The organism is Branchiibius hedensis, assembly GCF_900108585.1.
GTDB classification, from domain to species: Bacteria; Actinomycetota; Actinomycetes; order Actinomycetales; family Dermatophilaceae; genus Branchiibius; species Branchiibius hedensis.
Genome location: NZ_UESZ01000001.1, coordinates 911,706 through 937,259, shown reverse-complemented (window position 1 = coordinate 937,259; position 25,554 = coordinate 911,706). Strand labels below are relative to the sequence as shown.

The 25,554-nt window shown below is 67.6% G+C and carries 27 protein-coding genes; 10 read left to right on the top strand and 17 right to left on the bottom strand.

Going from position 1 to position 25,554, the window contains the following annotated elements:
- The first annotated feature begins 78 nt into the window (after positions 1-78).
- Both DR843_RS04635 and DR843_RS04630 read left to right on the top strand, forming a co-directional pair.
- Positions 79-1,779, top strand: a complete 1,701-nt coding sequence (locus tag DR843_RS04635) for a DEDD exonuclease domain-containing protein (protein ID WP_109684317.1) — start codon at positions 79-81, stop codon at positions 1,777-1,779.
- A 4-nt stretch (positions 1,780-1,783) separates the two neighbouring features.
- Positions 1,784-2,077 carry an Lrp/AsnC family transcriptional regulator gene (locus tag DR843_RS04630; RefSeq protein ID WP_109684316.1) on the top strand — a complete coding sequence of 98 codons (294 nt, stop codon included), beginning with the start codon at positions 1,784-1,786 and terminating at the stop codon, positions 2,075-2,077.
- Positions 2,078-2,088: 11 nt separating this feature from the next.
- On the opposite strand, the gene trpD is transcribed toward DR843_RS04630, so the two are convergent.
- Positions 2,089-3,165: an anthranilate phosphoribosyltransferase gene (trpD, locus tag DR843_RS04625; RefSeq protein WP_109684315.1), complete on the bottom strand. Its 1,077-nt coding sequence runs from the start codon at positions 3,163-3,165 to the stop codon at positions 2,089-2,091.
- The gene (locus tag DR843_RS04620) at positions 3,162-3,626 is read right to left on the bottom strand and encodes a response regulator (protein ID WP_245933989.1); all 465 of its coding nucleotides are present in this window, start codon (positions 3,624-3,626) and stop codon (positions 3,162-3,164) included. Before DR843_RS04620 ends, trpD begins: the two co-directional genes overlap by 4 nt.
- Positions 3,627-3,717: 91 nt before the next feature.
- Between DR843_RS04620 and ctaE the strand changes: the two genes are divergently transcribed.
- The 5 genes from ctaE to DR843_RS04595 all read left to right on the top strand — a co-directional run bounded on the left by ctaE (position 3,718) and on the right by DR843_RS04595 (position 8,962).
- Complete coding sequence (gene ctaE / locus DR843_RS04615; protein ID WP_245933988.1) at positions 3,718-4,368, top strand: aa3-type cytochrome oxidase subunit III; 651 nt, start codon at positions 3,718-3,720, stop codon at positions 4,366-4,368.
- A gap of 70 nt (positions 4,369-4,438) precedes the next feature.
- A complete protein-coding gene (gene qcrC, locus DR843_RS04610) occupies positions 4,439-5,218 on the top strand; it encodes a cytochrome bc1 complex diheme cytochrome c subunit (RefSeq protein ID WP_109684313.1) in 780 nt (259 codons plus the stop codon).
- Positions 5,218-6,279: a cytochrome bc1 complex Rieske iron-sulfur subunit gene (qcrA, locus tag DR843_RS04605; protein WP_109684312.1), complete on the top strand. Its 1,062-nt coding sequence runs from the start codon at positions 5,218-5,220 to the stop codon at positions 6,277-6,279. The genes qcrC and qcrA overlap by 1 nt, the downstream gene beginning before the upstream one ends.
- Positions 6,276-8,129, top strand: coding sequence for a cytochrome bc1 complex cytochrome b subunit (gene qcrB / locus DR843_RS04600; protein WP_109684311.1), 1,854 nt, complete (start codon positions 6,276-6,278; stop codon positions 8,127-8,129). The genes qcrA and qcrB overlap by 4 nt, the downstream gene beginning before the upstream one ends.
- Entirely contained in the window at positions 8,081-8,962 is an 882-nt protein-coding gene (locus tag DR843_RS04595; protein ID WP_342767195.1) for a 2-phosphosulfolactate phosphatase, read from the top strand. The genes qcrB and DR843_RS04595 overlap by 49 nt, the downstream gene beginning before the upstream one ends.
- Here the strand turns inward: DR843_RS04595 and DR843_RS04590 are convergent.
- Positions 8,952-9,380, bottom strand: coding sequence for a DUF1810 domain-containing protein (locus tag DR843_RS04590; RefSeq protein ID WP_245933987.1), 429 nt, complete (start codon positions 9,378-9,380; stop codon positions 8,952-8,954). The genes DR843_RS04595 and DR843_RS04590 overlap by 11 nt on opposite strands.
- A gap of 46 nt (positions 9,381-9,426) precedes the next feature.
- Here DR843_RS04590 and DR843_RS04585 point away from each other — a divergent pair, with 46 nt between their 5' ends.
- Positions 9,427-9,822, top strand: a complete 396-nt coding sequence (locus tag DR843_RS04585; protein WP_109688439.1) for a metallopeptidase family protein — start codon at positions 9,427-9,429, stop codon at positions 9,820-9,822.
- Positions 9,823-9,892: 70 nt separating this feature from the next.
- On the opposite strand, the gene DR843_RS04580 is transcribed toward DR843_RS04585, so the two are convergent.
- The 9 genes from DR843_RS04580 to DR843_RS04540 all read right to left on the bottom strand — a co-directional run bounded on the left by DR843_RS04580 (position 9,893) and on the right by DR843_RS04540 (position 18,840).
- The gene (locus tag DR843_RS04580; RefSeq protein ID WP_109684308.1) at positions 9,893-10,294 is read right to left on the bottom strand and encodes a cytochrome c oxidase subunit 4; all 402 of its coding nucleotides are present in this window, start codon (positions 10,292-10,294) and stop codon (positions 9,893-9,895) included.
- Positions 10,291-12,048, bottom strand: coding sequence for an aa3-type cytochrome oxidase subunit I (gene ctaD, locus DR843_RS04575; protein ID WP_109684307.1), 1,758 nt, complete (start codon positions 12,046-12,048; stop codon positions 10,291-10,293). Before ctaD ends, DR843_RS04580 begins: the two co-directional genes overlap by 4 nt.
- Positions 12,045-13,004, bottom strand: coding sequence for an aa3-type cytochrome oxidase subunit II (ctaC, locus tag DR843_RS04570; protein ID WP_342767146.1), 960 nt, complete (start codon positions 13,002-13,004; stop codon positions 12,045-12,047). The genes ctaD and ctaC overlap by 4 nt, the downstream gene beginning before the upstream one ends.
- Before the next feature lie 57 nt (positions 13,005-13,061).
- The gene (aat, locus tag DR843_RS04565) at positions 13,062-13,781 is read right to left on the bottom strand and encodes a leucyl/phenylalanyl-tRNA--protein transferase (protein ID WP_109684306.1); all 720 of its coding nucleotides are present in this window, start codon (positions 13,779-13,781) and stop codon (positions 13,062-13,064) included.
- Between the two features lie 8 nt (positions 13,782-13,789).
- Entirely contained in the window at positions 13,790-14,770 is a 981-nt protein-coding gene (locus tag DR843_RS04560; protein ID WP_109684305.1) for a carbohydrate kinase family protein, read from the bottom strand.
- Positions 14,771-14,836: 66 nt separating this feature from the next.
- Complete coding sequence (erpA, locus tag DR843_RS04555) at positions 14,837-15,205, bottom strand: iron-sulfur cluster insertion protein ErpA (protein ID WP_109684304.1); 369 nt, start codon at positions 15,203-15,205, stop codon at positions 14,837-14,839.
- Positions 15,206-15,341: 136 nt separating this feature from the next.
- Entirely contained in the window at positions 15,342-16,484 is a 1,143-nt protein-coding gene (locus tag DR843_RS04550) for a glycerate kinase (RefSeq protein WP_170119741.1), read from the bottom strand.
- Positions 16,481-17,527 (bottom strand): glutathione S-transferase family protein, encoded by a 1,047-nt coding sequence (locus DR843_RS04545; RefSeq protein ID WP_109684303.1) that lies wholly within the window; start codon positions 17,525-17,527, stop codon positions 16,481-16,483. Before DR843_RS04545 ends, DR843_RS04550 begins: the two co-directional genes overlap by 4 nt.
- Entirely contained in the window at positions 17,527-18,840 is a 1,314-nt protein-coding gene (locus DR843_RS04540; protein ID WP_245934211.1) for a dipeptidase, read from the bottom strand. The genes DR843_RS04545 and DR843_RS04540 overlap by 1 nt, the downstream gene beginning before the upstream one ends.
- Before the next feature lie 157 nt (positions 18,841-18,997).
- Here DR843_RS04540 and DR843_RS04535 point away from each other — a divergent pair, with 157 nt between their 5' ends.
- Complete coding sequence (locus DR843_RS04535; protein WP_245933986.1) at positions 18,998-19,540, top strand: DUF3043 domain-containing protein; 543 nt, start codon at positions 18,998-19,000, stop codon at positions 19,538-19,540.
- 8 nt (positions 19,541-19,548) lie between these two features.
- On the opposite strand, the gene DR843_RS04530 is transcribed toward DR843_RS04535, so the two are convergent.
- Positions 19,549-19,764, bottom strand: coding sequence for a hypothetical protein (locus DR843_RS04530; protein ID WP_109684302.1), 216 nt, complete (start codon positions 19,762-19,764; stop codon positions 19,549-19,551).
- A gap of 147 nt (positions 19,765-19,911) precedes the next feature.
- Between DR843_RS04530 and DR843_RS04525 the strand changes: the two genes are divergently transcribed.
- Positions 19,912-20,601 carry a DUF937 domain-containing protein gene (locus DR843_RS04525; protein ID WP_109684301.1) on the top strand — a complete coding sequence of 230 codons (690 nt, stop codon included), beginning with the start codon at positions 19,912-19,914 and terminating at the stop codon, positions 20,599-20,601.
- A 96-nt stretch (positions 20,602-20,697) separates the two neighbouring features.
- Here the strand turns inward: DR843_RS04525 and DR843_RS04520 are convergent, their stop codons facing one another.
- From DR843_RS04520 to DR843_RS04505, 4 genes are all read right to left on the bottom strand, one after another.
- Positions 20,698-21,867 carry an NAD(P)-dependent malic enzyme gene (locus DR843_RS04520; protein WP_109684300.1) on the bottom strand — a complete coding sequence of 390 codons (1,170 nt, stop codon included), beginning with the start codon at positions 21,865-21,867 and terminating at the stop codon, positions 20,698-20,700.
- 162 nt (positions 21,868-22,029) lie between these two features.
- Complete coding sequence (locus DR843_RS04515; RefSeq protein WP_109684299.1) at positions 22,030-22,821, bottom strand: ECF transporter S component; 792 nt, start codon at positions 22,819-22,821, stop codon at positions 22,030-22,032.
- Positions 22,818-24,434 (bottom strand): ABC transporter ATP-binding protein, encoded by a 1,617-nt coding sequence (locus DR843_RS04510; RefSeq protein WP_245933985.1) that lies wholly within the window; start codon positions 24,432-24,434, stop codon positions 22,818-22,820. Before DR843_RS04510 ends, DR843_RS04515 begins: the two co-directional genes overlap by 4 nt.
- On the bottom strand, positions 24,431-25,546 hold the full coding sequence (locus tag DR843_RS04505; RefSeq protein WP_109684298.1) for a CbiQ family ECF transporter T component: 1,116 nt from the start codon (positions 25,544-25,546) through the stop codon (positions 24,431-24,433). The genes DR843_RS04510 and DR843_RS04505 overlap by 4 nt, the downstream gene beginning before the upstream one ends.
- Between the last annotated feature and the right edge of the window lie 8 nt (positions 25,547-25,554).

Below are 25,554 nucleotides of genomic sequence, written 5' to 3'. Positions count from 1 at the left end.
TTAGGTGCGGGCACCGACAACCTCCCGTCATGCGTGTCGCGGCGGCAGGCTGTCAGAGGTGCCTCTTACGTTGACGGCATGACCATCACCGCTGGCCGCGATTTCGTGCAGGGCACGTTCGAGGATCTCGGGCGAGCCCTGTCGGATGTCACCTTCGTGGTGGTCGACCTCGAGACGACCGGGGGCCGTGCCTCGACCGACGGCATCACCGAGATCGGTGCGGTGCGAGTGCGCGGCGGGCAGGTGCTCGGGGAGTTCCAGACGCTGGTCAACCCCGGCCAGAGCATCCCGGCTTTCATCTCGGTGCTGACGGGGATCACCGATTCGATGGTTGCTGGTTCGCCGCGCATCGACCAAGCGCTGCCCGCCTTCCTCGAATTCGCCCACGACAGCGTCCTGGTCGCGCACAACGCACCGTTCGATGTGACGTTCCTGAAGACCGCGGCGGCAGGACTCGGGCTGACCTGGCCCGGCTTCCCGGTGATCGACACCGTGCACCTGGCCCGCCAGTTGGTGAGCAACGACGAGGCCCCGAACCGCAAACTCAGCTCTCTGGCGGTCCTTTTCGGTGCCACCCAGACGCCTGACCACCGGGCGTTGCACGACGCCAGAGCCACGGTCGACGTGCTGCACGCCTTGATCGCACGGGTCGGCAACCTCGGTGTCCAGACCCTGGAGGAATTGCAGTCCTACACCAGTCGGGTGACCCCCGCGCAGCGGCGCAAACGGGTGCTGGCCGCGGGTCTGCCGAACAAACCCGGCGTTTACGTGTTCAAGGACGCCACGGGTCGACCGCTGTACGTCGGCACCTCGGTCGACATCCGACGCCGCGTCAGCAGCTACTTCACCGCCAGTGAGCAACGCACCCGGATGGCCGAGATGGTGGCCATCGCCGCCGAGGTCACCCCGATCGTCTGCGGCAGCGGTCTGGAGGCGAGCGTCCGTGAGCTACGCCTGATCGCCGAGCACAAACCGCCCTACAACCGGCGTTCCAAACGCCCCGAGAAGGCGGTGTGGATCAAGCTGACCGTGGAACGGTTCCCCCGGTTGTCGATCGTGCGGACGGTACGCGACGACGGCGCGAGCTACGCCGGACCGTTCGGCAGCCGCGCACAAGCGGAGGCCGCGCTCGAGGCGCTGCACGACGTACTCCCCCTGCGTCGGTGCACCGGCACCTTGGTGCCCGGCCGCCGAACTGCTTGCGTCCTGGCCGAATTGGGCAAGTGCGGCGCACCATGCACCGGCCAGCAGAGCCACCAGGAGTACGCCGAGATCGCCGCCCGCGCGCAGCACGCCTTGAGTGCCGATGCGGCCACGATCATCCAGGCGCTCCAGGAGCGGATGGCCGGGCTGAGCGCACAGGAACGCTTCGAGGACGCGGGGCTGGTGCGCGACCGGATGCTGAGTCTGGTGCGTGCCTTGGCCCGCACTCAGCGGATTGCGCCCCTGGCGGCGATCGCCGAGTTGGTCGCTGCCCGGCGCAGCGCGAGCGGCGGTTGGGAGGTCGTGTGTGTGCGGCACGGCCGTCTGGCCGGCACCACGGTGACGCCCGCGCGGGCCGATCCCACGCCGTACATCCAGGCCATGGTCGCTGCGGCGGAGGTCGTCAGCCCGCCGATTCCCCCGATGCCCGCAGCACATCCGGCCGAGACCGAGCAGGTGCTCGACTGGCTCGAGCAACCGGGGGTGCGACTGGTGGACATCGTCGGGTCGTGGACCTGCCCGAGGGGTGGTGCAGGGCGGCAACGCGAATTGCTCGCGGCCCGGGCGATACCCTGAGCGGGTGCTTTCCGCGATTGTGATGATCAAGGCCGACGTCCAGCGCATCCCCGAAGTGGGTCAGGCGATCGCCAACCTGGTCGGGGTCTCCGAGGTGTATTCCGTGACCGGTGACGTCGATCTGATCGCCGTCGTCAAGGTCGCCTCGCACGACGAGATCGCCGAAATCGTCTCCGACAAGCTGAACAAGGTGCCCGGCGTGCTCGACTCAGAGACGCACATCGCCTTCCGCGCCTACTCCAACCAGGACCTGGACGCCGCTTTCGCCCTCGGCCTGGACGAAGACGCGACCTCCTGAGCCGGCCCGGTTCAGGAGGCGTTCGCTGACGCGGCCACCCAGCGATCCAGCGCCGCCACCGCGGCACCCGAGTCGATCGACCGGGCCGCACGGTCTATTCCGGCGGCCAGCGCGCCCTCGAACGTCCCGGCAGCACCGAAGCGCCCGCTCTGGTCAGCATCGAGTACCGCCAGCGCGATCCCCGCGTTCAACAACACCGCATCACGTACGGCGTCCTGCCGGGTCCCGTTGAACACCTCGCGGGCGATGCCCGCGTTGGTCGCAGCGTCCCCGCCGCGCAGGGCGTCCACGGGTGCCAGGTCGATTCCGAGCGCCGTGGGATCTACCTGGTGCTGCGACACCTCCCCGTCGCGCACCCACCACAGCGTCGAGGTTCCGGTCACGGTGAGTTCGTCGAGGCCGTCGTCCCCGCGGAACACCGCCGCCTGCGTGCCACGGTCGGCGAAGACCTGCGCCATCAGCGCGGCCACCCGGGGGTCCGCGGCGCCTACGGCGGCGTGGGTCGCCCGCGCCGGATTCGTCAACGGACCCAGGACGTTGAACGTGGTCGGTACGCCCAGCCCGCTGCGGGTCGTGGCTGCGTAGCGCATCGCGGGATGGAACGTCTGGGCAAAGCAGAAGGTGATCCCGGCCTGCTCGACCACCGCTTGCACTGCCGGGGCAGGCAGGTCGAGACGTACGCCGAGGGCTTCCAGGACATCCGCGGATCCGGATCGACTGGAGGCGGCGCGGTTGCCGTGCTTGACGATGCGCGCTCCGGCCCCCGCCGCGACCACAGCGGACATGGTCGAGATGTTCACGGTGTGCGCCTGGTCGCCGCCGGTGCCGACGATGTCCAAGGTCGGCCCGGCGACCGTGATCGGTACCGCGTGATCAATCATGCTGGCCGCGAGACCACCCAGCTCGGCGGGTGTCTCCCCCTTGGCGCGCAGCGCCACCAGGAAACCGGCGATCTGCACCTCGGTGGCTGTGCCGGACATGATCTGGTCCATCGCCCAGGCCGTGTCGTCGTGCGTCAGGTCCTCGCCGCTGAGCAGGGCTCGCAACAGCACCGGCCACGTGCGACCGGTCACCGCGGCGGAGGTCACGCGATGTGCGTGCGGACGACCTCGGCGATCGTCGCGCACAACTGCAGCGGATCCAGCGGGTGGGGCACGGCCGCCTCCGCCTGCGACCAGGAGGCCAACCAGCCGTCAGCGGGCCGCCCGGTGAGGACGATCACCGGTGGGCAGTCGAAGATCTCGTTCTTCAGTTGCTTGGTCAGGCCGAGGCCACCGGCCGGTGCCGCCTCGCCGTCCAGGATGAGCAGGTCGTGGCCGCCGGCGTCGGCTTGCTCGATCACGGCGGCGGGTGTCGCGCACTCATGCCAGGCGACGATCTCCACGTCTTTGGCCGGACGTCGGCCCACGCCGACGCGCACCGCATCGCGGGTCGCCACGTCGTCGCTGTAGAGCAGCACCCGGACCGGAGTCACGGCCGGTGCCGTCGCAGCGGCGTCGTCGGTGGGAACGGAAGAGGGACTAGCCAACTCGGGCGATGAGGCGGACATATCCCGATGCTATCGGTGCTCTGATCACAATTCGGGGGCAACCTCGGGGGTCGGAACCACACAGCAACCTGTGGGGGTCCATAATGCTTCCGTGGCGACAGCAACGAGTGCGAGTGCACCCTCCGCGATTCCGACCGGGCACGGACCGGTGACCCGGCCGAACATGACCGCCGTCGGCACCATGGTCTGGCTGGCCAGCGAGCTGATGTTCTTCGCTGGTCTGTTCGCGATGTACTTCACCATCCGTTCGACCGCACCGGACCTCTGGCACGAGCGCACCTCCCACCTGAACGTGCCCTACGCCGCGGCGAACACGCTGATCCTGGTGATCTCCTCGGTCTGGTGCCAGTGGGGCGTCTTCAAGGCCGAGCAGGGTCAGCCGGCCCGTACCGGCTCGCTGCTGGACTTCCGCAAGTGGGGCATGCGCGAGTGGTACATCCTCACCTACATCTTCGGCGCGATCTTCGTGGCCGGTCAGGTGATGGAGTACTCCGAGATGTTCGGTGAGGGCATCTCGATCAACTCCGACGCGTACGGCTCGATGTTCTACATCACCACCGGCTTCCACGGATTGCACGTGACCGGCGGCCTCATCGCGTTCCTGCTGATCATCGGGCGCACCTTCACCAGCCGCCGGTACACCCACCACCAGGCCACCGGCGCGATCGTGACCTCGTACTACTGGCACTTTGTGGACGTGGTCTGGATCGCCCTGTTCTTCACCATCTACCTGCTCAAGTAGGCAGGTCCGCTGATTTGTCGGTTTTCCGGCGCACAATTGCATTGTTCGACCACGACGACAGGATTGACTTGTGAGCTTCCTCGCCGCACGACGACGGCACCCCGCCGCGTTGCTGCTCGTGTTGCTCCTTGCATTGGTGATCACCGGCGGTCTCTACGCCGTGCTGGCACCCAAGGATGCCGACGCTGCTGCTAGTACCGCCGATGACGTGGCGGCCGGTAAGGCGTTGTTCTTGTCCAACTGCGCCACCTGCCACGGCCTCAGCGGGACGGGCACCCAGGAGGGTCCGTCGTTGGTCGGTGTCGGCGCGGCCGCCACCGACTTCCAGGTCGGCACCGGCCGGATGCCGCTGGCCCAGCCAGGCACCCAGGCCCAGCGCGGTGAGGTTCAGTTCTCCGATGAGGAGATCGCGCAGCTCGCGGCGTACGTCGCGTCGCTGGGCCCCGGCCCAGCGATCCCGGACAGCAAATACACGACCGGAGACGGCGACATCGCCCGTGGTGGCGAGCTGTTCCGAGTCAACTGCGCGATGTGTCACAACTTCGCCGGATCCGGTGGCGCGCTGACCCGGGGCAAGTATGCCCCGTCGCTGATGGACGTCTCGGGCAAGCACATGTACGAGGCGATGCTGACCGGGCCGCAGTCGATGCCGGTGTTCAACGACGAGAACCTGTCCCCGCAGGACAAGGCCGACATCATCAGCTACCTGAAGAACGTCAAAGACGAACCCAGCCAGGGCGGGCACACCCTGGGCAACCTGGGCCCGGTCCCTGAGGGCCTGTTCGTCTGGACGTTGGGTATCGGCATGTTGATCGCGGCAGCGGTCTGGCTGGGAAAGAAGGCCGCCTGATGAGTAGCGACGTCACGCATTCGCCAAGTAGTGAGCACGGCACCGAACTGGAGCAGACGACCGCCGCGGACGTCTTCCCCAACCCCGGCCTACCGCCGCACGTGCACCGCTTCGGCGACGACGACGCGAAGGCGGCCCGTCGTTCCGAGCGCCAGGTGGCTAGCCTGTTCGTGCTGTCGATGATCGCCACCGTACTTTTCGTCGTCTTCTACTTCGCGGTCGGAGACGACGACGTCATCACGCTGCCGCTGATCGGCCCGATGAAGGCGATGCACTTCGCACTCGGTGTCAGCCTCGCAGTCTCCCTGCTGGGTATCGGGTTCGGTGCTGTGCACTGGGCCAAGACGATCATGTCCGATGAGGAGGTCGTCGAGGAGCGGCACGAGTTGCGCTCCAGCGACGAGGCTCGTGCGGGCGCGGTCGAGGTCCTCAGCGAAGGCGCCGAGGTCTCCCAGATCAACCGCCGACCGTTGATCAAGTACACCCTCGGCGGTGCGCTCGGATTGTTCGCGATCCCGCTCGGCGTGCAGTTGGTCGGCGGCCTCGGTCCCCTCCCGGGCAACGACCTGTCGACGACGCTGTGGGACACCAAACTGCCCAACGGCAAGCCGCGCCGACTGATGCGGGACCCTGAAGGCACCGCCATCCGGCTCAGCGACGTCTCGATGGGTTCGGCGTTCCACGTGCTGCCCGAAGGTATCGAGGACACCGAGCACCCGTTGAACCAGAAGGTGAAGGCCTCGGTCCTGCTGGTGAAGCTGGAAGAGTCCGAGATCCGCAGCGAGCGGCAGAAGGAGTGGGGCATCGGCGGGGTGGTCGCCTACTCCAAGATCTGCACGCACGTCGGGTGCCCCGTCGGACTTTACGAGCAGCAGACCCATCACTTGCTCTGCCCTTGCCACCAGTCGACCTTCGACATGACCAACGACTGCGAGGTCATCTTCGGACCCGCTAAAAGGCCGTTGCCGCAGTTGAAGATCGCGGTTGATGATGAGGGATACCTGATCGCCGCCCAAGGCTTCCAGCAGCCGGTCGGCCCGTCGTTCTGGGAGCGCGCATGAGCACCGAATCCACCGTGCGGCCGGACCAGTTGGGTCCGGACTCGCTTCGTGCTGACGACGCCAAAGACGAGCGCGCCGCGGCCGCGGAAGGCGGCGGCGCAGTCGGCAAGGTCGCCAACTGGTTCGACGAGCGCACCGGAGCCGCCGGTGGCGTGAAGTTCCTGATGAAGAAGGTCTTCCCCGACCACTGGTCCTTCATGCTCGGTGAGATCGCGATGTACTCGCTGATCATCCTGTTGCTGACCGGTACCTTCCTCACCTTCTGGTTCGTTCCCAGCGCCGGACATGTGGTCTACAACGGTGACTACATCCCGCTGCGCGGCATCCAGATGAGCGAGGCCTACAAGTCCACGGTCGACATCTCGTTGTCGGTGCGCGGTGGGCTGCTGATCCGCCAGATCCACCACTGGGCGGCGCTGCTGTTCATCGTGGCGATCATGTTGCACATGTTCCGGGTGTTCTTCACCGGAGCATTCCGTAAGCCGCGCGAGATCAACTGGATCATCGGCCTCATCCTGTTCATGCTGGCCCTGGTCGAAGGATTCGCCGGGTACTCGCTGCCGGACGACCTGCTGTCCGGCACCGGTATCCGGGCCGCGCAGGGCTTCATGCTGTCGATCCCGATCGTGGGGTCCTACATCGCGTACTTTGTGTTCGGCGGTGGATTCCCCGGCGAGGCGATCATTCCGCGCCTGTTCACGGTGCACGTGCTGCTGTTGCCGGCGATCCTGGTCGGTCTCTTCACCGCGCACATCATCCTGGTCATGGTGCACAAGCACACCCAGTACCCCGGCCCGGGCCGCACCAACAAGAACGTCGTCGGGTTCCGCCTGATGCCGGTCTACACCGCCAAGGCCGGTGGGTTCTTCTTCATCGTCTTCGGGTTCACCGCGCTGATCGCGGCGCTGGTCACCATCAACCCGATCTGGATGTACGGCCCCTACGAACCCACGCAGGTCACCGCCGGCTCCCAGCCGGACTGGTACATGGGCTTCGCGGACGGCGCGCTGCGATTACTGCCCGGCTTCCTGGAGTTCACGCTGCTTGGCCATACGTGGTCGTTCAACGTGATGATCGGCGCCATCCTGCTGATCCCGGCGATGTGGACCGTTGCCGGTGTGTATCCGTTCCTTGAATCCTGGGTGACCGGCGACAAGCGCGAACACCACATCCTGGACCGGCCGCGCAACGCGCCGACCCGTACCGGTTTGGGGATGGCGATGCTGACGTTCTACGGCGTGCTGTTCTTCGCCGCGGGCAACGACATCATGGCGATCAAGCTGCACCTGTCGATCAACGACATCACCAACGTGTTCCGCGCCATGGTCTTCATCGGCCCGCCGATCGCCTACTGGGTGACCAAGCGGCTGTGCCTGAGCCTGCAGCGCAAGGACCGCGAGACCGTGCTGCACGGCCGCGAGACCGGTCGGGTCGTGCGGACCGCCGAGGGCCGCTTCTTCGAAGCACACGAGCCGCTCAACGAGTACGACCGCTGGCGTCTGGTGTCCTACGAATCTCCGGAACCGCAGGAGTACCTCGCGCCGGTCGACGCGAACGGTGTACGCCGCAAGGGTGCCGGTGCCGCGAAACTGCGGACCCGGCTGTCGAACCTGTACTTCAAGGACCGGGTCCCCGCGGTCACGCCCGCCGAACTCGAGGCGGCCCATCACGGCCACCACGATCCCGACCACGCCCTGGAAGAAGCCGTCATCGCGCAGAGTCACTCCCCGCAGTTCGGTGGCCACCTGCACGGCGGCGCCGAAGAGGTCGATGACGAGAGCGTCGCCATGGTCTCCTCCGGATCCGGGTCGGGCGACAACGTGCCGTACGACGCGGAGACGGACAAGTAGCCGCGTCCGGTTCCACCGGTAGTTCCCTGGCCGACACGTTCGGCCAGGGAACTTTCCGTATCCGTTGTGAGTGGGGCCTGGCGGGCGCCGAGCGCCTGCTGCACACCTCGCTGGCGTCGGACACCGTCGTCGTGGTCGTCGACGTCCTCCGCTTCAGCACCAGCACCTCGATCGCGGTCAGCCGGGGTGCCGTGGTCTACCCCTACCGTTGGCACGCCCGTGATCGCGCGCTGAGGGACTTCGCCCATCAGCAGGACGCGGTACCCGCGGTCGGGCGACTCGAAGCCGACCGACCCGACGCGCCGCCCGGCACCGTGTCACTCTCCCCCGCGCGGCTGGCCCAGTTGCCCGGCCTGCCCGCACGGATCGTGCTGCCCTCCCCCAACGGCGCGACGATCAGTGCGTGGTGCGCCGAGCACACGACGCAGGTGTACGCCGGCTGCCTGCGTAACGCCGGCGCGCTGGGTTCGCTGTTGGGCCGGCGCCTGTACGACGAGCCCGGTCTCACCGTCGCAGTCATCGCCGCTGGCGAACAGTGGCCAGGCGGCGCCTTGCGGCCGGCGGTGGAGGATCTGTGGGGCGCCGGTGCGGTGATCGCCGCCACCGGTCTGCCCCGGGCGGACCTGTCCTACGAGGCACGAGCAGCCGCCGATGCGTTCCTGAACGTGCGCGATGATCTGCCGGACTCGTTGCCGGCGTGCGGCAGCGGGATCGAGTTGACGCAGCGGGGGTTCGAAGACGACGTGCGGTACGCCGCGCAACTCGACGCCGACAGGGTCGCGCCGCGGCTGATCGACGGAGCCTTCCGCGCCGAGCGGTTGCTCAGCCGGTGATCAGGCTGATGGTGCGGAGATCGGGCTGGCCATCGTAGAAGCGGTCGAGGACCTGCTGGAACACCGGCTCAGCAGGGTCGGTCGCGGCGAACAGGGTCATGGACGACCGGACTTTGACCGCGTCGATGTCGCCCAGGATCGCCACCGGATCGTCGCCTGGCGCCGCTAGCAGGGCGGTCGTGGCGTCCCGTAGCCGCTGGCCCAGGACAGGATGCGCCAGGTACGCCCCTGCCTCGTCGACGTCGGCCAGGGCATACTCCCGCGAGGTGGGGCTCTGCCCGAGACCGGCGATCTGCGGGAAAACCCACCAGATCCAGTGGGATGTCTTGCGGCCGCGGCGTAGCTCCCGCACCGCCTGCTGGTAGCTGCCGCCGGTGTCCTGGGCGCTGACGAACCGTTCGAGGTCGAAGTCCACCACCTGACCAAGTATCCGCGGATGAGAGAGTGTGACCATGCACTCCGGGATGTCGCGTCAGCAGTTCGAGCAGGTCGTCTCCGATGCCATGGACGACATTCCGAAGGACCTGCTGGACCGGATCGACAACGTGGCCATCGTGGTCGAGGACGAGCCGCCGGCGGACTGGCAGGCCCGCGGTTGGGACGGCCACGAGCACAGTGCGGCGGACGGCCACAGTGAGCTGCTCGGGCTCTACACCGGCATCCCGTTGACCCAGCGGGGCGACTTCTACGGCTTCGGCGGGGCCACGCCGGACACCATCCAGATCTTTGCCGGGCCGCTGACCCGGATCAGTCGGGATCAAGCCGACCTCAAGCACCAGATCCACACGACGGTGATCCACGAGGTCGGCCACTACTTCGGCATCGACGACGCACGGCTGCACGAGCTCGGCTGGGGCTGAGCCCAAGACCATGACGAAGGGGCGGCGCCGGGTTTCCCGGCGCCGCCCCTTCGTGGTGCTCAGACGAGGATCAGACCGCGTCGTCACCCTTGGAGTACTCGAAGACCCAACCGCACAACGCGACAGCGCCGAACGGGATGGCGATGATGACCAGCCACCACCCGACGGCTGCGCCCAGGAAGATCAGCGCGGCGGCCAGGCCGAGGAACAGCGGCCACCACGAATACGGTGCGAAGAAACCGAAGTCGCCTTCGACCTGATCGATTTCGCCGTACGGGTCGTCATCCGGTCGCGGGTCGAGCTTGGCGCCCGTCCGCCACAGGTAGAACGCGATCATCGCGCACAGCCCGCCGGTCAGGAACAGCGCGACCGGACCGACCGGCTCTTCCCAGTGTGTGAAGTGCCCGTAGATGGCACCCATCACCACGGCGAAGACGCCGATGATCGTGAAGAGTTTGTATTCGACCTTCATCGGCTCTCCCCCGCATCTTCGCCACCGAACGTCTGGCCACCGCGGTCGGCTGGACCAACGATCTGCGACACCAGATCGGGTGCGGGCACAACCGAACTGGCCGCCGCCTCCGGGTGGTGCAGATCGAACGCCGGCCGCTCCGAACGGATCCGCGGGATGCGGTCGAAGTTATGCCGCGGCGGCGGGCAGGAGGTCGCCCACTCCAGCGACGCGCCGTACCCCCACGGGTCGTCGACGGTCACCAGCGGTGCGGTCCGCCACGTCTTCCACACGTTGTACAGGAACGGCAGCATCGACAGGCTGAGGATCAACGCGCCCGCACTCGAGACGTCGTTCATCCACTGGAAGCCGTCCTCGGGCAGGTAGTCCGCGTACCGCCGCGGCATACCGGCGACACCCAGCCAGTGCTGGATGAGGAACGTCATGTGGAAGCCGATGAACAGCATCCAGAAGTGGATCTTGCCCAACTTCTCATCGAGCATCCGACCGGTCAGCTTGGGCCACCAGAAGTACCACCCGGCGAACATCGCGAAGACCACGGTGCCGAACACCACGTAGTGGAAGTGGGCGACCACGAAGTAGGTGTCGGACAGGTGGAAGTCCAGCGCCGGGCTGGACAGGATCACACCGGTCAGACCACCGAACAGGAAGGTGACCAGGAAGCCGATCGCCCACAGCATCGGCGTCTCGAAGGTCAGCGAACCGCCCCACATGGTGCCGATCCAGTTGAAGAACTTCACACCGGTCGGCACGGCGATGAGCATGGTCATGATGGCGAAGAACGGCAGCAGGACCTGGCCGGTGGCGTACATATGGTGCGCCCACACACTCACCGACAGCGCCGCGATGGCGATGGTGGCGAAGACCAGCGTCTTGTAGCCGAAGATCGGTTTGCGGCTGAACACCGGCAGAACTTCGGAAATGATGCCGAAGAACGGCAACGCGATGATGTAGACCTCCGGGTGCCCGAAGAACCAGAACATGTGTTGCCACAGCAACGCACCACCGGTCTGTGGATCAAAGACGTGGGCCCCCATCACCCGGTCAAGGCCCAGACCGAACATGGCCGCTGCCAGGACCGGGAAGACGATGATCGCCAGCAGCGAGGTGATCAGAATCGTCCAGGTGAAGATCGGCATCCGGAACATGGTCATGCCCGGGGCGCGCAGACAGATGATCGTGGTGATGAAGTTGACCGAACCGAGGATCGTGCCGAAACCACCCAGCGCCAGACCGAAGACCCACAGGTTGCCGCCGAGGCCGGGGCTGAAGGTCGTGTCGGACAGCGGCGCGTAGGCGAACCACCCGAACGCGGCGGCGCCCTGCGGGGTGAGGAAGCCGGCCGATGCGATCAGGCCACCGAAGAGGTAGAGCCAGTAGGCGAACATGTTCAGCCGCGGGAAGGCGACGTCCGGAGAACCGATCTGCAACGGAACCAAAGCGTTGGCAAAGCCGGCGAACAGCGGGGTCGCAAACAGCAGCAACATGATCGTGCCGTGCATGGTGAACAGCTGGTTGAACTGCTCGGGGTTGTCCACGACCTGCAGGCCGGGCTCGATCAGCTCGGCGCGGATCAGCAGGGCCAGCAGGCCACCGATCAGGAAGAACGTGAACGAGGTGATGAAGTACAGGTTGCCGATGACCTTGTGGTCGGTGGTGGTGATGTACTTCACGAAGGTGCGACCGACGCGGTCCTCGCGCGGAATCCGCGGAGCCGGGATGGTCCCGGTGGCGGGATCCAGGGTGCTCGTCATGACTGCGCGTCCTCCTTGATGTCGGACTCCTTGACGCCTTCGGGTAGGTACTGCTGCTGACCCGGCTCCAGCGAGGAGCGGTTCAGCGCATTGGACAAGAAGCCGACCTGGCCGCGGTCACGCAGCGACTGCAGGTGGGCCTCGTAGTCCGCCTTGGAGACGACCTTGACGTTGAAGAGCATGTCTGAGTGGTAGGCACCGCACAGCTCGGCGCACTTGCCACGGAACGTACCGATCTGGGTCGGGGTGACCTGGAACTTGTTGACCTTGCCCGGGATCATGTCCATCTTCTGCAGGAACTGCACAACCCAGAAAGAGTGGATGACGTCGCGGGTGGTGAGCACGAACTCAACGCGCTCGTTCACCGGCAGGTACATCGTGGGCAGGTTCGCCTCCTGGCCCGGCTGACCGCTCTGCAGGTCGGCCTGGATGCCCGTGTCGTAGACGTCGGCGCCGACGTAGTTGAAGTCCCACGCCCACTGTTTGCCGACGACGTTGATCGTGACGTCCGGCTTCGGTGAGGTGTCGAGCATCTTGTTCTCGAGTTCCACCGTCTTTCCGAAGAGCACGGCGACCATGAACACCGGCACAACGGTGTAGAGAATCTCGATCGGCACGTTGTAGGCCAGCTGCGGCGGAAGACCGGTGTCGGACTTCTTGCGGCGGTAACGGACAACGCAGTACAAGGTCAGGCCCCACACGAGGACTCCGACGGCCAGCCCCCACAGCCAGGTGGCCTTCCAGAAGTCGGTGAGCTCCGGGCTGATCGAGGTCACACCCTTGGGGAGGAAGCCCCGGTCGACGGTCGCATTGCAACCCGTCAGCACCACCGTCGCGACCGCGAGGAGCGCTGCGAAGGTGATGCGCGAATAGCGGCGTCTGGCGGGCGTTTTCTGCTCGTCGCTGCGCAAGCCCAGGGCTGGCTCGTCAGCCTCGCGATGATCGGTTCCGTGCACGGGGAAACCCTATCCCAGTCCCATTCGTTCCTGGCGGGAGGTCGGCATAGTCACCGATCACGAGTCGGCATCGATCTCGCGGCTCCCGCTACCCCGCAAGAGCGCGGGCACTGGAGCTGCCAGCGCCGCGGCGAGCAGCTCCAGGTAGCGCTGCCGGGACACCTCCCGCACCCCTTGGGTGCTCAGGTGGTCGGTCTGCCACTGAACGTCGATCAGACCGGCCGGATGGGCCAGCACCGCCTGCGCCAATGCCCACAACGCGACTTTGCCGGCATCGGTGCGCCGATGGAACATCGACTCCCCCGCGAAGAACCCACCGATCGACACCCCGTACAGGCCACCGGCGAGTTCTGCGCCGTCCCACACCTCGACGGAGTGGGCCCAACCCAACTCGTGCAGAGTCCGGTACGCCTGCGCGATGGCCGGTGTGATCCAGCGGCCATCGCGAGAGGGGTCAGCGCACACAGCGACCACGTCGTCGAATGCGGTGTCGACAGCGACCCGGAACCGGCGCGCCGAGCGGCGCAACGACCGCTGCACGTGATGATCTCCGGGAGTCAGGACGCCGCGCTGCAGCGGCGACCACCACCCCAGCGGCTCGGCCCCGTGCGGTCCGATACCCATCGGGAACAAGCCCAACCGGTAGGCCGACAGCACGGTCCCCGGCGCCAGATCCGCTCCGCTGGCCAGCAGATCCTGCGCCAGATCAGGAGCATCCTGCAGCCGCCAGTGGCTGGGCGGCGGTTCGATCGGCGGGTAGGGCGGGCGCGCCGGCATGACCTTCGTCAGCGCACGTGCAGGTGCGGTCGCACGGCCGCGGCCGTCGCCTCGCCGTACGCCGCCTCCAGGCGTCGCAGGAAGTCCGGGCCGGTCAGTCGGTACTCCTGGGTTCCCACCGTCTCGATGACGTACGTCGCGAGCATGGACCCGATCTGGGCGCACACGGTGGGTTCGAGACCCCAGGACAGGCCGCACAGGTACCCGGCACGGAAGGCGTCGCCGACCCCGGTCGGGTCCGCGCGGCGTACCTCACCGGCCACCGGCACGTGGATCTCTGGTTCGCCCGCGCGCTGGATGACCGCGCCCTTGCTGCCCTGGGTGACCACGCGGGTGCCGACCCGATCGAGAATCTCCTCGGCACTCCACCCGGTCTTCTGCTCGGTCAGGTGCGCTTCGTACTCGTTGGTGAACAAGTAGGCCGCGCCGTCGATGAGTTCCCGGATGAACGGGCCGTCGGCGAAGGCCAACTGCTGGGACGGGTCCGCGACGAAGGGAATCCCCCGGGTGCGGCACTCGCTGGTGTGCCGGTGCATCCCCTCGGGGTCGTTGGCGCCGATCAGGACCAGATCCAGGCCGCCGACCCGGGCGGCGACCGGGGCCAGTTCGATGTCGCGGGCCTCGCTCATCGCCCCGGCGTAGAACGTGGCGATCTGGGCCATGTCGTCATCGGTGGTGCAGACGAACCGCGCAGTGTGTTGGGTCTCGGAGACGTGCACCGACTCGCAATCGACGCCGTGTCGCTCCAGCCACGACCGATAGTCCTCGAAGTCCTCGCCGACCGCTCCGACCAGGATCGGGCGCTGCCCGAGACGGGCCATCCCGAAACTGATGTTCGCTGCGACTCCGCCGCGCCGGATCTGCAGGTCCTGGGCCAGGAAGGACAGCGAGACCTTGTCCAGCTGCTCAACGACCAGCGAGTCGGCGAAACGGCCGCTGAAGGTCATCAGATGATCGGTCGCAATCGACCCGGTGATGGCAATCCGCATATCGGAAACCTACGGCAACGACCCCCGCCGTTCGCACGGTCGGGGGTCGTTGGCGATGCTCAGCGATCAGCTGAAGGAGTCACCGCAGGCGCAGGAGCTGCCGGCGTTGGGGTTGTCGATGGTGAATCCCTGCTTCTCGATGGTGTCGGCGAAGTCGATGGTGGCGCCGTCCAGGTAGGGCGCGCTCATCCGGTCGACCACGACCTCGACACCGTCGAAGTCACGCACCAGGTCCCCGTCGAGCGTGCGCTCATCGAAGTAGAGCTGGTAGATCAGGCCGGAGCAGCCACCCGGCTGCACACCGACGCGCAGGCGCAGGTCATCGCGACCTTCCTGCTCCAGCAGGCTCTTGACCTTCGCGGCAGCCACGTCGGTCAACAGGACAGCGTGGGTCTCGGACTGGGTCGGGGTCCCGGTGTCGGTCGATGAGGTCATGGGTGAATCCTTCGTCCGTCTAGTGGATATGCGTCTGGATCTGCTCGTGCCGTGCTCGGCGTCAACGGGGTCAACACCCAGCATCCGCCGATTCTTCCCGCCCCATCACGATAACCCTTCGGCATGCCGCGCCACGTCATCCATCGGACCGACGGTGGGTGGGTGTCCAGGTCCCGGCCACCCGATGGGCCAGGTGCTGCGCTGCCGCAACGACCTGCGCCGCTCCACAGGGAAGTGGGGTGCGCGGGGACTGCACGACGCCGTACCCGCCGGAGAAGCCGAGACTCATCAGCTCCCGGCGCCCGACGTCGACCCGGCCGGCCAGGACCAACGCGGGTCGGGCACCCGACTGGGCCACCGACCCGACCTGCATCACCACACTGTCGGTCAGTTGCTGCCAGTCGAAGACCAGGGTCGCGGTCACGACCAGATCAGCGGCCAGGACCGCCGCGCCCAGTCCGGTCGCCTCGGCCACCACCTCGCACGCCGGACGCAGCTCGGCCCCCAGCACCGCGAGAGCGAAGCCGGCTCCCCCGCCGGCGCCGGCTCCTGGCGTCCGGTCGTAGCGGTGCGTGGCGCCGGTCAACAAGTCCGGGCGACCCGGCAGCGCCGTCTGCAGCTGCTGGGCCCATGCACTCATCCGGGCCTCGGCCGCCTGCGCGACATACGGGTCGAGCCCGAGGCTGCCCTGGGCGGTCGCGGCCGCTCCGGTCAGACCGAGCAGCGGGATGGCGGTGTCGTAGGCGGCGATCAGGCGTACGCCGTGATCACGCACCACCCGCCGGGCCGCACCGGCTACGTCGGCGGCCAGGTGTTGGTGGTCAGCCTGCGAGGGGCGGTCGGCCAGTGCCGCGATCAGCCCCGACCCGCCGTCCAGCGTGCCGCTGTCGGCCAGCCCGATCACGATCCGCCGGGCGCCCGCCCAGATCAGTTCGCGGATCGCCTGCCCGGTCCCGTAGGAATCGCCGACCGCACCGTCCGGGCGGAGACCCTGGGCCATGGGCAGGTACGCCGTGCGGTAACCCTGATCCTCGACGTGAACGTAAGGGGTGGGAACCTCCGTTCCGGCTGGTCCTCGCGTCGGCAGCACCCCCACCGTGGCGTCGGGTCGCGCTGCGGCAAGCACGCCGACGAGATCGGCGCCGCCGTTCGATTGCGGACAGCTGACCACGTCGGTCGCGGGATTGCGCTCCCGCCACCCGCGCGCCATCGCCTCCGCGATCTGCGGCGCGTCGACCTCGCCCCAGCGCTCCGGCGCGATGACAACCCGAGCGGTCACGATCCGGCGGGACGCACCAGCAGACCGTCCGGACCCGCGAAGGGGTTGTCGGCCGGGTCTATCCGCTCCCCGGCAGCGATCGGTCCCGGCGGTGTACCGCCGCCGAAGGGGCTGCCGCCGAGGGCCTGACGGTCGTGCGGATCGGCCCAGTTGGCCAGGTCCGGGCCGTCGGGGACGACCCCGGTCGGATTGATGTCGCGATGTACGCGGTAATAGTGCTGCTTGATCTGCGGAAAATTCACGGTGTCCCCGAAGCCGGGGGTCCAGAACAGGTCGCGGGCGTAGGCCCACAGCACGTCCATCTCGGACAACTTGCTCCGGTTGGCCTTGAAGTGGCCGTGGTAGACGGGGTCAAAACGAACCAGGGTCGTGAACAGCCGGATGTCGGCGACGGTGATGTGCTCCCCCATCAGGTAGCGCCGACTGCTCAGGTGATCGCTCAGCCAGTCAAGGGCCGTGAACAGCCGGTCGTAGGCGTCGTCGTACGCCTCCTGGGTACCGGCGAACCCGCACCGGTAGACGCCGTTGTTGACCTCGGTGTAGATCCGCCGCATCAGCGGATCCATCTCCTCGCGCAGCGCCTGCGGATACAGATCCGGTGCCCCGGGCCGTTGGAATCCGCCCCATTGGGTGATCAGATCCAACTCCATCGGCGCAAAGTCGTTGGTCACGACTTTGCCGCTGGCGACCTCGACGATCGCAGGCACCGTGATGCCGCGCGGGTAGCCGGGCTCGCGCTTGTCGTAGGCGTCCTTGATCCGCGGGATCTTCAGCACCGGATCGAGCCCACCGGGATCCAGGTCGAAGGTCCAACTGTCCGCGTCGTGGGTGGGTCCGCAGATCCCCATCGAGATCGCGTCCTCCAACCCCAACAATCGCCGGGTGATCACCAGCCGGCTGGCCCACGGACAGGCCCGGCTCACCACCAACCGGTAACGGCCCGGCTCCACCGGCCACTGACCCGAGCCGCCCGCAGTGATGCGGTCGTTGATGTAGCGCGTGTCGCGCTCGTAGGACTTCTCGACGTAACTGCCCTGCACCATCAGCTGTCCGCCTTCGCCTGCGCACCCAACTGCTCCAACAGCAACGCCTCAGCCAGACAGACTCGCTCGAACTCGCCCAGGTGCAAGCTCTCGTTGGCGCCGTGTGCGCGGGTGTCCGGATCTTCCACGCCGGTGACCAGGATGGCGGCCTGCGGGAAGCGTTCGGCGAAGGCCGCGACGAACGGGATCGACCCGCCGACCCCGATGTCGACCGGGTCGGTGCCGTCCCATGCCTGGGTGAACGCGGCCCGGGTCGCGTCGTACACCGGCCCCTGGGTGTGTGCGCTGAAGCCGGGCCCGATGTCGTCAAGGTCGATCTCGACCTGAGCGCCCCACACGTCCTGTGCGAGCACGAAGTCCCGCAGCGCCGCCCAGGCCACCTGCGGATCCTGGCTCGGCGCGATCCGCATCGACAGTTTGGCCCGGGCCGACGCGACCAGGGTGTTGGATGCGGTCGCGACACTCGGTGCGTCGATCCCGATGACGGTCATCGTGGGTTTGCCCCACAACCGCTGCAGGATCGAGCCGGTCCCGATCAGCCGGGTGCCCGGCAGGGCGCCGGATTCGGCGCGTAGCCGCTGCTCGTCGTACGCCAATTCGGTCACGTCGTCGGTGACCAGACCGGGTACGGCGACATCCCCGTTGTCGTCGTGCAGTCGGGTCAGCAACTGGGCGAGCGCGGTCAAGGCGTCGGGCAACGGTCCCCCGAACATCCCGGAGTGCACGCTGTGCGACAGCGTGCGGACGGTGACCACGGCGCGCACCAGGCCGCGCAACGTGGTGGTCAGCGCCGGAGTGCCGATCTCCCAGTTCTGCGAATCGGCCAGCACGATCGCGTCGGCGGCCAAGGCGTCCCCGTGCTTCTCCAGGATGGTGGGCAGCGATTCCGAGCCGGCCTCTTCCTCACCCTCGACGAAGATGTTCACACCGACCGGCAACCGGTCCCCGTGCGCTCGCAACGCGGCGATGTGCGCCATCACCCCTGCCTTGTCGTCGGCAGCGCCGCGGCCATAGAGCCGCCCGTCGCGCTCAACGGGTTCGAACGGCTTACTGTCCCAGTCTGATTCGTCGCCGGGTGGTTGTACGTCGTGGTGCGCGTAGAGCGTGATGGTCGGCGCGCCTGCGGGGCCGGGTTTGTGTGCGAGTACGGCGGGTGCTCCGCCCTCGCGCACGATCTGGACCTCGAGTCCCTCCGCGCGCAACAGAGCAGCCACCGCCTCGGCGCTGTGGTCGACGTGCGCCTGGTCGAAGGACCCGAGGGACACGCTGGGGATGCGGGTCAGCGCCTCCAGGTCCCGTCTGACCTCCGGCATCAGGTCGTGGATCCGGTGCGCCAGTTCAGACCGGCGCTGCTCGCTGAGAAGGCTGCTACGAGACGTCACCTTCTTTACCCTACGGGTGTGGGAAAATGACCCCGTGTTCGGTCGTAGCAAAGACAGCGCTGTAGCAACCCCAGAGCCCACCCCGCAGGTGAGCGAGGTCTTGGGGACCGGTGAGACGGCCAAGAAGGGCCGCCCCACTCCGAAGCGGAAAGAGTCCGAGGCGGCGCTGCGTCGACCCCTGGTGCCTGAGGATCGCAAGTCGGCCAAGAAGGAAGCCCGCAGTCAGGCCCGCGAGGAGCGTGCCCGGGTGCGTGCGGCTCAGTTGGCCGGGGACGAAAGCGCGTTGCCGCCCAAGGACCGTGGACCGATCAAGAGCTACATCCGCGACATCGTGGACTCCCGACTCAACGTCGGTGAGCTGATCCTGCCGTTGATGCTGGTCGTGCTGGTGCTGACCTTCCTGCCCGTGCGCGCCCTGCAGTTCGGCGGCCTGCTGGTGGTCTGGCTGATTCTGGTCGCGGGGGTCATCGACTCCGCGCTGTTGTGGCGCCGGGTGAAGCGCAAAGTCGTCGCCAAGTTCGGCACCCCGCCGCCCAAGGGCAGCGCTTTCTACACGATCATGCGTTCGTTCCAGATGCGGATGTCGCGCATCCCGCGTCCTCAGGTCAAGCGCGGCGCCGCGATCGACTGAAGGCTCCGTCAGGTGCCGTCGGTCAGGCCCATCGGGCCGTATACCGGTGTTCCGTCGACGTAGAGGGTCACACTGCTGACCCCTTGCGCCCGCAGTTCCCGCCAGGTGTCGCCCAGCCACGACTCAGCGTCGCTCTGGGTGGGGTAGCTGGTGTGCGGCAGGCTCGCATCCGCCACCACGGCGCCGGAGGCATCTTCGTAGGTCCAGGTCCACGATTCACTCACGGGACCAACCTAACCGGGGCAAACACATGAACCTGAACTTTTGCTGGTCCTGCCCTGTTTCCCACGGGTAAGTTCACTTCTAAGGGGGTACCCGCCCGGGTGACTTCACGGCAGAACCGCACGGTTCCTGAATGACAAGGACGTCTTATGAGCGACCTCGATTCCATTTTGTCCCAGCTACCCATCGACCAGATCGCCGGAGCCCTCGGCGTCAGCCCCGACGAGGTCCAGGACGCCGCCAGCAAGGCTGTGCCCGCACTCGTGGGCGGAATGGCGGCCAACGCCGCCGACGGTGGGGAACAGTCGCTGGCCGATGCGTTGCAGCAGCACGCCGGCAACAACCCGCAGAGCCTGGACGACATCGACGTCGAGGACGGCAGCAAGATCGTCAGCAACGTCTTCGGCGACAACTCCGACCAGGTCGTCCAGCACCTTGGCGCGACGACCCCCGGCGGAGGTGACCTGCTGAAGAAGTTGCTGCCGATGCTCGCCCCGATGGTGATGGCGTTCCTGGCCGGCAAGGTCTTCACGGGCCACAAGGACGCGGCCGGTGCCACCACGGCAGCGGCCGCCCCCGCCGGCGACGGCTCCGGTCCGGTGTCCCTGCCCGGCAACCTGGGCGACGCGGCGGCTGCGTCCGGTCAGGCGGGCGCTTCCGGCGGCGGCCTCAGCGACATCCTGGGCAGCGTCCTGGGCGGTGGCGCCGGAGGCTCTGGCTCCGGCGGCGGCATCGGCGACATCCTGGGCGGCCTGCTCGGCGGCGGCGCCGGAGGTTCCGGTGGTGGCGGCGGCATCGGCGACATCCTGGGCGGCCTGCTCGGCGGCGGCAAGAAGTAACACCGAATCACCACGTACGACGAGGGGCTGGGTTCCGATCGGAACCCAGCCCCTCGTCGTACGTGCTAGCGATGTCGTACGTGCTAGCGATTGAGCTCAGGCGTGCGCCGCCACGGCCGCGGCGACGGCGGGTGCCACGCGCTCGTCGAACGGCGACGGCACGATCTTGTCCGCGGTGGGATTCTCGACCAGGCCCGCAATCGCTTGCGCCGCAGCGATTTTCATCCACTCGGTGATCGCCGGGGCGCCGGAGTCGAGAGCGCCACGGAAAATCCCGGGGAACGCCAGCACGTTGTTGATCTGGTTCGGGAAGTCCGAGCGACCCGTGGCCACGACACTGGCGTACTTGTGCGCGATGTCGGGATGCACCTCGGGGTCGGGGTTGGCCAGCGCGAAGATGATCGGCCCGGGCGCCATGGTCGCGATGAATTCCTCCGGCACGGTGCCGCCGGATACGCCGATGTAGACGTTGGCGTCACGCAGCGCGTCGCCGAGGGTGCCGCGCACACCGCGTGGGTTGGTCGACATCGCCAGTCGCGGTTTGTGGTCCTTCAGGTCGGTCCGGTAGGGCTCCACCACCCCGCGGGTGTCACACACGACGACGTCCGGGATGCCCGAGCGACGCAGGATGTCGGTGATCGCAACGCCCGCTGCACCGGCACCGCCGACGACCACCCGTAGCTTCTTCAACTCCTGCCCGGTCACCTTGGCCGCGTTGATCAGCGCAGCGTAGGCGACGACGGCCGTGCCGTGCTGGTCGTCGTGGAACACCGGGATGTTGAGCCGCTCCTGCAGTTTGCGTTCGATCTCGAAGCACCGCGGCGCGGAGATGTCCTCCAGGTTGATGCCGCCGTACGTCGGGGCGATCCGGGCGATCGCATCGACCAGTTCCTCGACCGTGCCGCTGTTCATGCAGACCGGGACGGCATCGACGTCGGCGAAGTGCTTGAACAGCACCGCCTTGCCCTCCATGACCGGCATCGCTGCTTCCGGCCCGATGTTGCCAAGGCCGAGCACTGCGGTGCCGTCGCTCACCACGGCCACCGTGTTGCTGCGGCTGGTGTAGCGCATGGACAGCGTGGCATCCGCGGCGATCGCCCGGCACACCTGCGCGACGCCCGGGGTGTAGATGACCGACAGGTCGGAGCTGTCGCGCAGCGGAGTGCGTGCGACAACCCCGAGTTTGCCGCCCTCGTGGGCTACGAAGACCGGGTCTGCCGGATCGAAGTCATACGTGGATGCGGGGTCAGCAGGCGCCGAAGCCATGACAAAGGGGACCTTCCAAAGGGAGAACTAACGCACGTGCATCGAGCGTAGGGCCGGATTGGATCAACGTGGGCCGCTACGGAAAGACAGAGGTGCGGGTGGCCTCTGGGAGCCATACTCAACCACAGCCGGCACCGGCAGGCACGCGCGGGCCCTGATCGGTCACGACTCGAAGCTCACCGAGGGCCGGAAGTTGGCCTTGCGAGCGGCCCGGCGCAGTGCCGCCAGGACGGGTACACCGGTCAGCAGGATGAGGGTGACCGTGGTGATGGCGCGGCCCAGATCCCAACCGAACGAGGTCGCCAGGTTGAACGCGACGAACCGGGTGAGGTTCTCCCCCAGCGGAGCGCCCGCGACAAAACTGATCGAGGTGTCACCGCCGGTGGCGAACGGCCAGAACCACATGTTCAGGACCCATCCGTAAAACAGACTGGCCACCGCGCCGTACGCCGCCAGGAGCGCCAGTTCGGCCCAGCCCTTGCAGCGCGGCAGCAACGCGGCTCCCAGTCCGACCCAGCCGGCGCCGAGCATCTGGAACGGCAACCAGGGTCCTACCCCGGCGGTCAGCAGCGCGGAGGCGAACATGCTGGTGGCCCCCAGCACGAAGCCGAAACCCGCTCCGAACACCCGACCGGCAAGGACCAGCAGGAAGAACATCACCTCGATCCCTGCCGTGCCGGCACCCAGCGGCCGGATGGCCGCGTCCAGAGCACTGAGCACACCGAGCATCGCGATCGCCTTGGCGTCGATCCCGCCCTCGGACACCTCCGCCAGCAGCACCACGAGCAGCAGCGGCAGGAGCAGTCCGAACAGCAGCGGCGCGTCCCGGGCGTGTTGCGCCAGCACCGATCCGGGGGCCACGAACAGCGGCCACAGGAAGCCGAAGGCGCCGACGGCACTGACCAGGGCGATCGCGGCCAGCGACCGTGGTTTGAGACTGATCGCGGCCGTCATCGCGACGCCACCACCAGCGGCTCGACCTGTTCGAGGGTGAGGACCGGAACGGGTGCCATGATCTTGGCGATCTGCGGTGCGTAGGCCGCCGAGGCCAACACGACGTCCGGGGTGGAACCGTCGGCGATCACCTCGCCCTGGGCCATCAGCACGACGCGATCGGTGGCGGCGGCAACGAACTCCACGTCGTGGCTGGCGATCAGCACCGCCGCACCCTCATCGGCAAGCCGGCGGACGGTCCGGCGCAGGGCTGCCTTGGCGTCGTAGTCGAGCCCGCGCGTGGGTTCATCCAGAAGTACGACGTGCGGCCGGGCGGCGAGTTGGATCGCCAGGACCAGCGAAAGCCGTTGCCCCTCAGACAGATCCCGCGGATGCCGGTCGTCAGGCACGCCCGGGGCGAACTGATCCAGCAGCGCGCGCGCAGTGCCCTGCGCCGCGCCGGCGGCACTGTCCGCCGCCCGCAACTCCGCACCCACGCTGGCCAGGTAGAGCAGATCGGCGGCGGTTTGCGGGACCAGGCCGACCAGTTCGCGGCGCGCTCCCGCCGACAACGAGCGCGGGTCCTGCCCGTCGACCCGCACGCTGCCGTGATCCATCGCACCGCTGCCCTGCAGCGCCCACAGCAGCGAGGACTTGCCGGACCCGTTGCGGCCCATGAGGGCGGTGACCTGCCCGGGGAAGAACTCCAGATCCACCCCACGGACGGCGGGGACCCGCCCGTAGGTGACCCCGATGCTCCTGGCCGTCAGAATCGGGGCGCTGCTCGCGGGTTTCGGCAGGGGTGCAGCGATGTCCGCGGCGGCTGCACGCATCCGGCCGGCCTGCCGCCGAGCATCGCGCACCGACAACGGCAGCGGCGTCCACCCTGCCAGTCGACCGAGTTCGACCAGGGGCGGTGCCACATCCGAAACAGCCATGATGGCGGCCGGTTCGCCGATCCGCACCCGACCGTCGGTGCCCACGTGGATGACGCGATCGGCGTACGGGATGACGCGTTCGATCCGGTGCTCGGCCACGATGACGGTCACGGCCAGGTCGTGCACGAGTCGGGTGATGGTCGCCAGGACGTCTTCGGCCGCGTTGGGGTCCAGCGCGGAGGTCGGTTCGTCCAACAACAGCACCTGCGGTTGCATGGTCAGGGCCGCCCCGATCGCCACGCGTTGTTGCTGCCCGCCGGACAGGTCGCTCAGGGGCCGGTTGCGCAACTCGGCGATGCCGAGGACGTCGAGGGTCTCCTCGACCCGTTTGCGCATCACCTCGGGGGCCAGCCCGCGCTGCTCCATCCCGTAGGCGAGTTCCTCCTCGACCGTGTCGGTGATGAAGCTGGCCGCCGGATCCTGCCCGACATAGCCGATGACGTCCGCGAGGTCTCGGGGCCGGTGCTCGGCGGTGCTCCGCCCGGCCACCGTGATGGTGCCGGTGACCGTGCCGCCGGTGAAGTGCGGCATCAGTCCGTTGATCGCGGTGAGGAACGTCGATTTACCCGAACCGGTGCGTCCGACGATCAGGACCAGTTCGGCCATCTCCACACTCAGATCCACCTCGATGAGCGTCGGCGTGTGCGTACCCTCATAGGCCAGGCTGACCCGGTCGAACCGCACGATCTCGTTCATGTGCCCACCACCTCGCGTCCGGCGCTCATCGGATCCGGGGTGAAGACCCCGGGCAACGCGGCGACCAGGAATCCAGCCAGGGCCAACAACGGCACACCAGGTACGCCGAGTGGTGAGGTTGGCATCGCCGCCGCCTCCGGGTGCGCGTCGAGGGCGGCGTACACCAGGCCTACGGTCCACAATCCGCACTCCAGGGTCAATGCCTCGGGTATGCCCCACGGGTCGGGTCGATAGATCGTCACCGGGCTCCGGCGGCCGGCCAGCGCGACACCCGCCACGCCCAGCCCCAGTCCCCCGATCAACAAACCGAGGCTGAGTTTCACCGGGATATCACCCTGGTCCAGTAGCCCGAACAAGCCCACGCACACACCAATCAAACCGAGGAAGGTCACCGCGCCGGTGATCAGCCGGCTGGTCCGGGACTGCTCACGCAACGCACCGTAGCCGCGCGAATCCATCGCTGCCGCAAGGGCCAACGATCGCTCGAGGGTTTCCTCCATCAATGGCAGCCCGACCCGGCGGATGCGGTGGATCCCGCCGCGTAGGTCGCCGCGCAATTGCTGGGCCCGGGTGACGCGGCCGACCCCGAGCACCAAGGACGGCACCACACTGACCGCGACCACGACCGCCGTGCCCACGTCGCGCAACGCTGAGGGCAGCAGCCGCAGCAGTCGGCGCGGGTTCGCAAGGGCGTTCGCTGCACCGAAGCACACGAACATCGCTGCGAGCCGCAGACCCTCGCAGGCCGCCACGACCAGACCGTCGAGGCTGATGGGGCCGAGCAGCTGGATGCCGGCCGCCCAGCTGGGCATGGTGATGGTCGGCAACCTCACCAGTACCACGTCGCCGGTCTTCGCGCCCACCAGGATGTAGAGGATCACCCGGGTGAGGATGACGAAGAGCCCGAGGTAGATGTACCACCGGAAGGCACGTGCCCAGGGGGCGTCGGTCCGGCGCGACATGACCACGAACACCACTGCGGCCATGGCGATCGCCAGCAGCAGCGGGTTGGTGATCTGACTGACCGCCGCCGCGACACAGATCGCCCACACCCACCAGGCTCCTGGATGCAGGGAGCGGGCCAGTGATGCCGCGTGCAGAGACCGTGCCACCGATCAAC

Bases quoted from the DNA above. Each gene is read 5' to 3' on its own strand.
- DR843_RS04580 (WP_109684308.1), bottom strand. From the start codon at position 10,294: ATGAAGGTCGAATACAAACTCTTCACGATCATCGGCGTCTTCGCCGTG.
- qcrB (WP_109684311.1), top strand. From the start codon at position 6,276: ATGAGCACCGAATCCACCGTGCGGCCGGACCAGTTGGGTCCGGACTCG.
- DR843_RS04560 (WP_109684305.1), bottom strand. From the start codon at position 14,770: ATGCGGATTGCCATCACCGGGTCGATTGCGACCGATCATCTGATGACC.
- DR843_RS04510 (WP_245933985.1), bottom strand. From the start codon at position 24,434: ATGAACGAGATCGTGCGGTTCGACCGGGTCAGCCTGGCCTATGAGGGT.
- DR843_RS04545 (WP_109684303.1), bottom strand. From the start codon at position 17,527: ATGGTGCAGGGCAGTTACGTCGAGAAGTCCTACGAGCGCGACACGCGC.
- DR843_RS04515 (WP_109684299.1), bottom strand. From the start codon at position 22,821: ATGACGGCCGCGATCAGTCTCAAACCACGGTCGCTGGCCGCGATCGCC.
- DR843_RS04635 (WP_109684317.1), top strand. From the start codon at position 79: ATGACCATCACCGCTGGCCGCGATTTCGTGCAGGGCACGTTCGAGGAT.
- DR843_RS04520 (WP_109684300.1), bottom strand. From the start codon at position 21,867: ATGGCTTCGGCGCCTGCTGACCCCGCATCCACGTATGACTTCGATCCG.
- aat (WP_109684306.1), bottom strand. From the start codon at position 13,781: ATGCCGGCGCGCCCGCCCTACCCGCCGATCGAACCGCCGCCCAGCCAC.
- DR843_RS04620 (WP_245933989.1), bottom strand. From the start codon at position 3,626: ATGTCCGCCTCATCGCCCGAGTTGGCTAGTCCCTCTTCCGTTCCCACC.
- DR843_RS04540 (WP_245934211.1), bottom strand. From the start codon at position 18,840: ATGCCGGAGGTCAGACGGGACCTGGAGGCGCTGACCCGCATCCCCAGC.
- DR843_RS04525 (WP_109684301.1), top strand. From the start codon at position 19,912: ATGAGCGACCTCGATTCCATTTTGTCCCAGCTACCCATCGACCAGATC.
- ctaD (WP_109684307.1), bottom strand. From the start codon at position 12,048: ATGACGAGCACCCTGGATCCCGCCACCGGGACCATCCCGGCTCCGCGG.
- erpA (WP_109684304.1), bottom strand. From the start codon at position 15,205: ATGACCTCATCGACCGACACCGGGACCCCGACCCAGTCCGAGACCCAC.
- DR843_RS04585 (WP_109688439.1), top strand. From the start codon at position 9,427: ATGTCGCGTCAGCAGTTCGAGCAGGTCGTCTCCGATGCCATGGACGAC.
- qcrA (WP_109684312.1), top strand. From the start codon at position 5,218: ATGAGTAGCGACGTCACGCATTCGCCAAGTAGTGAGCACGGCACCGAA.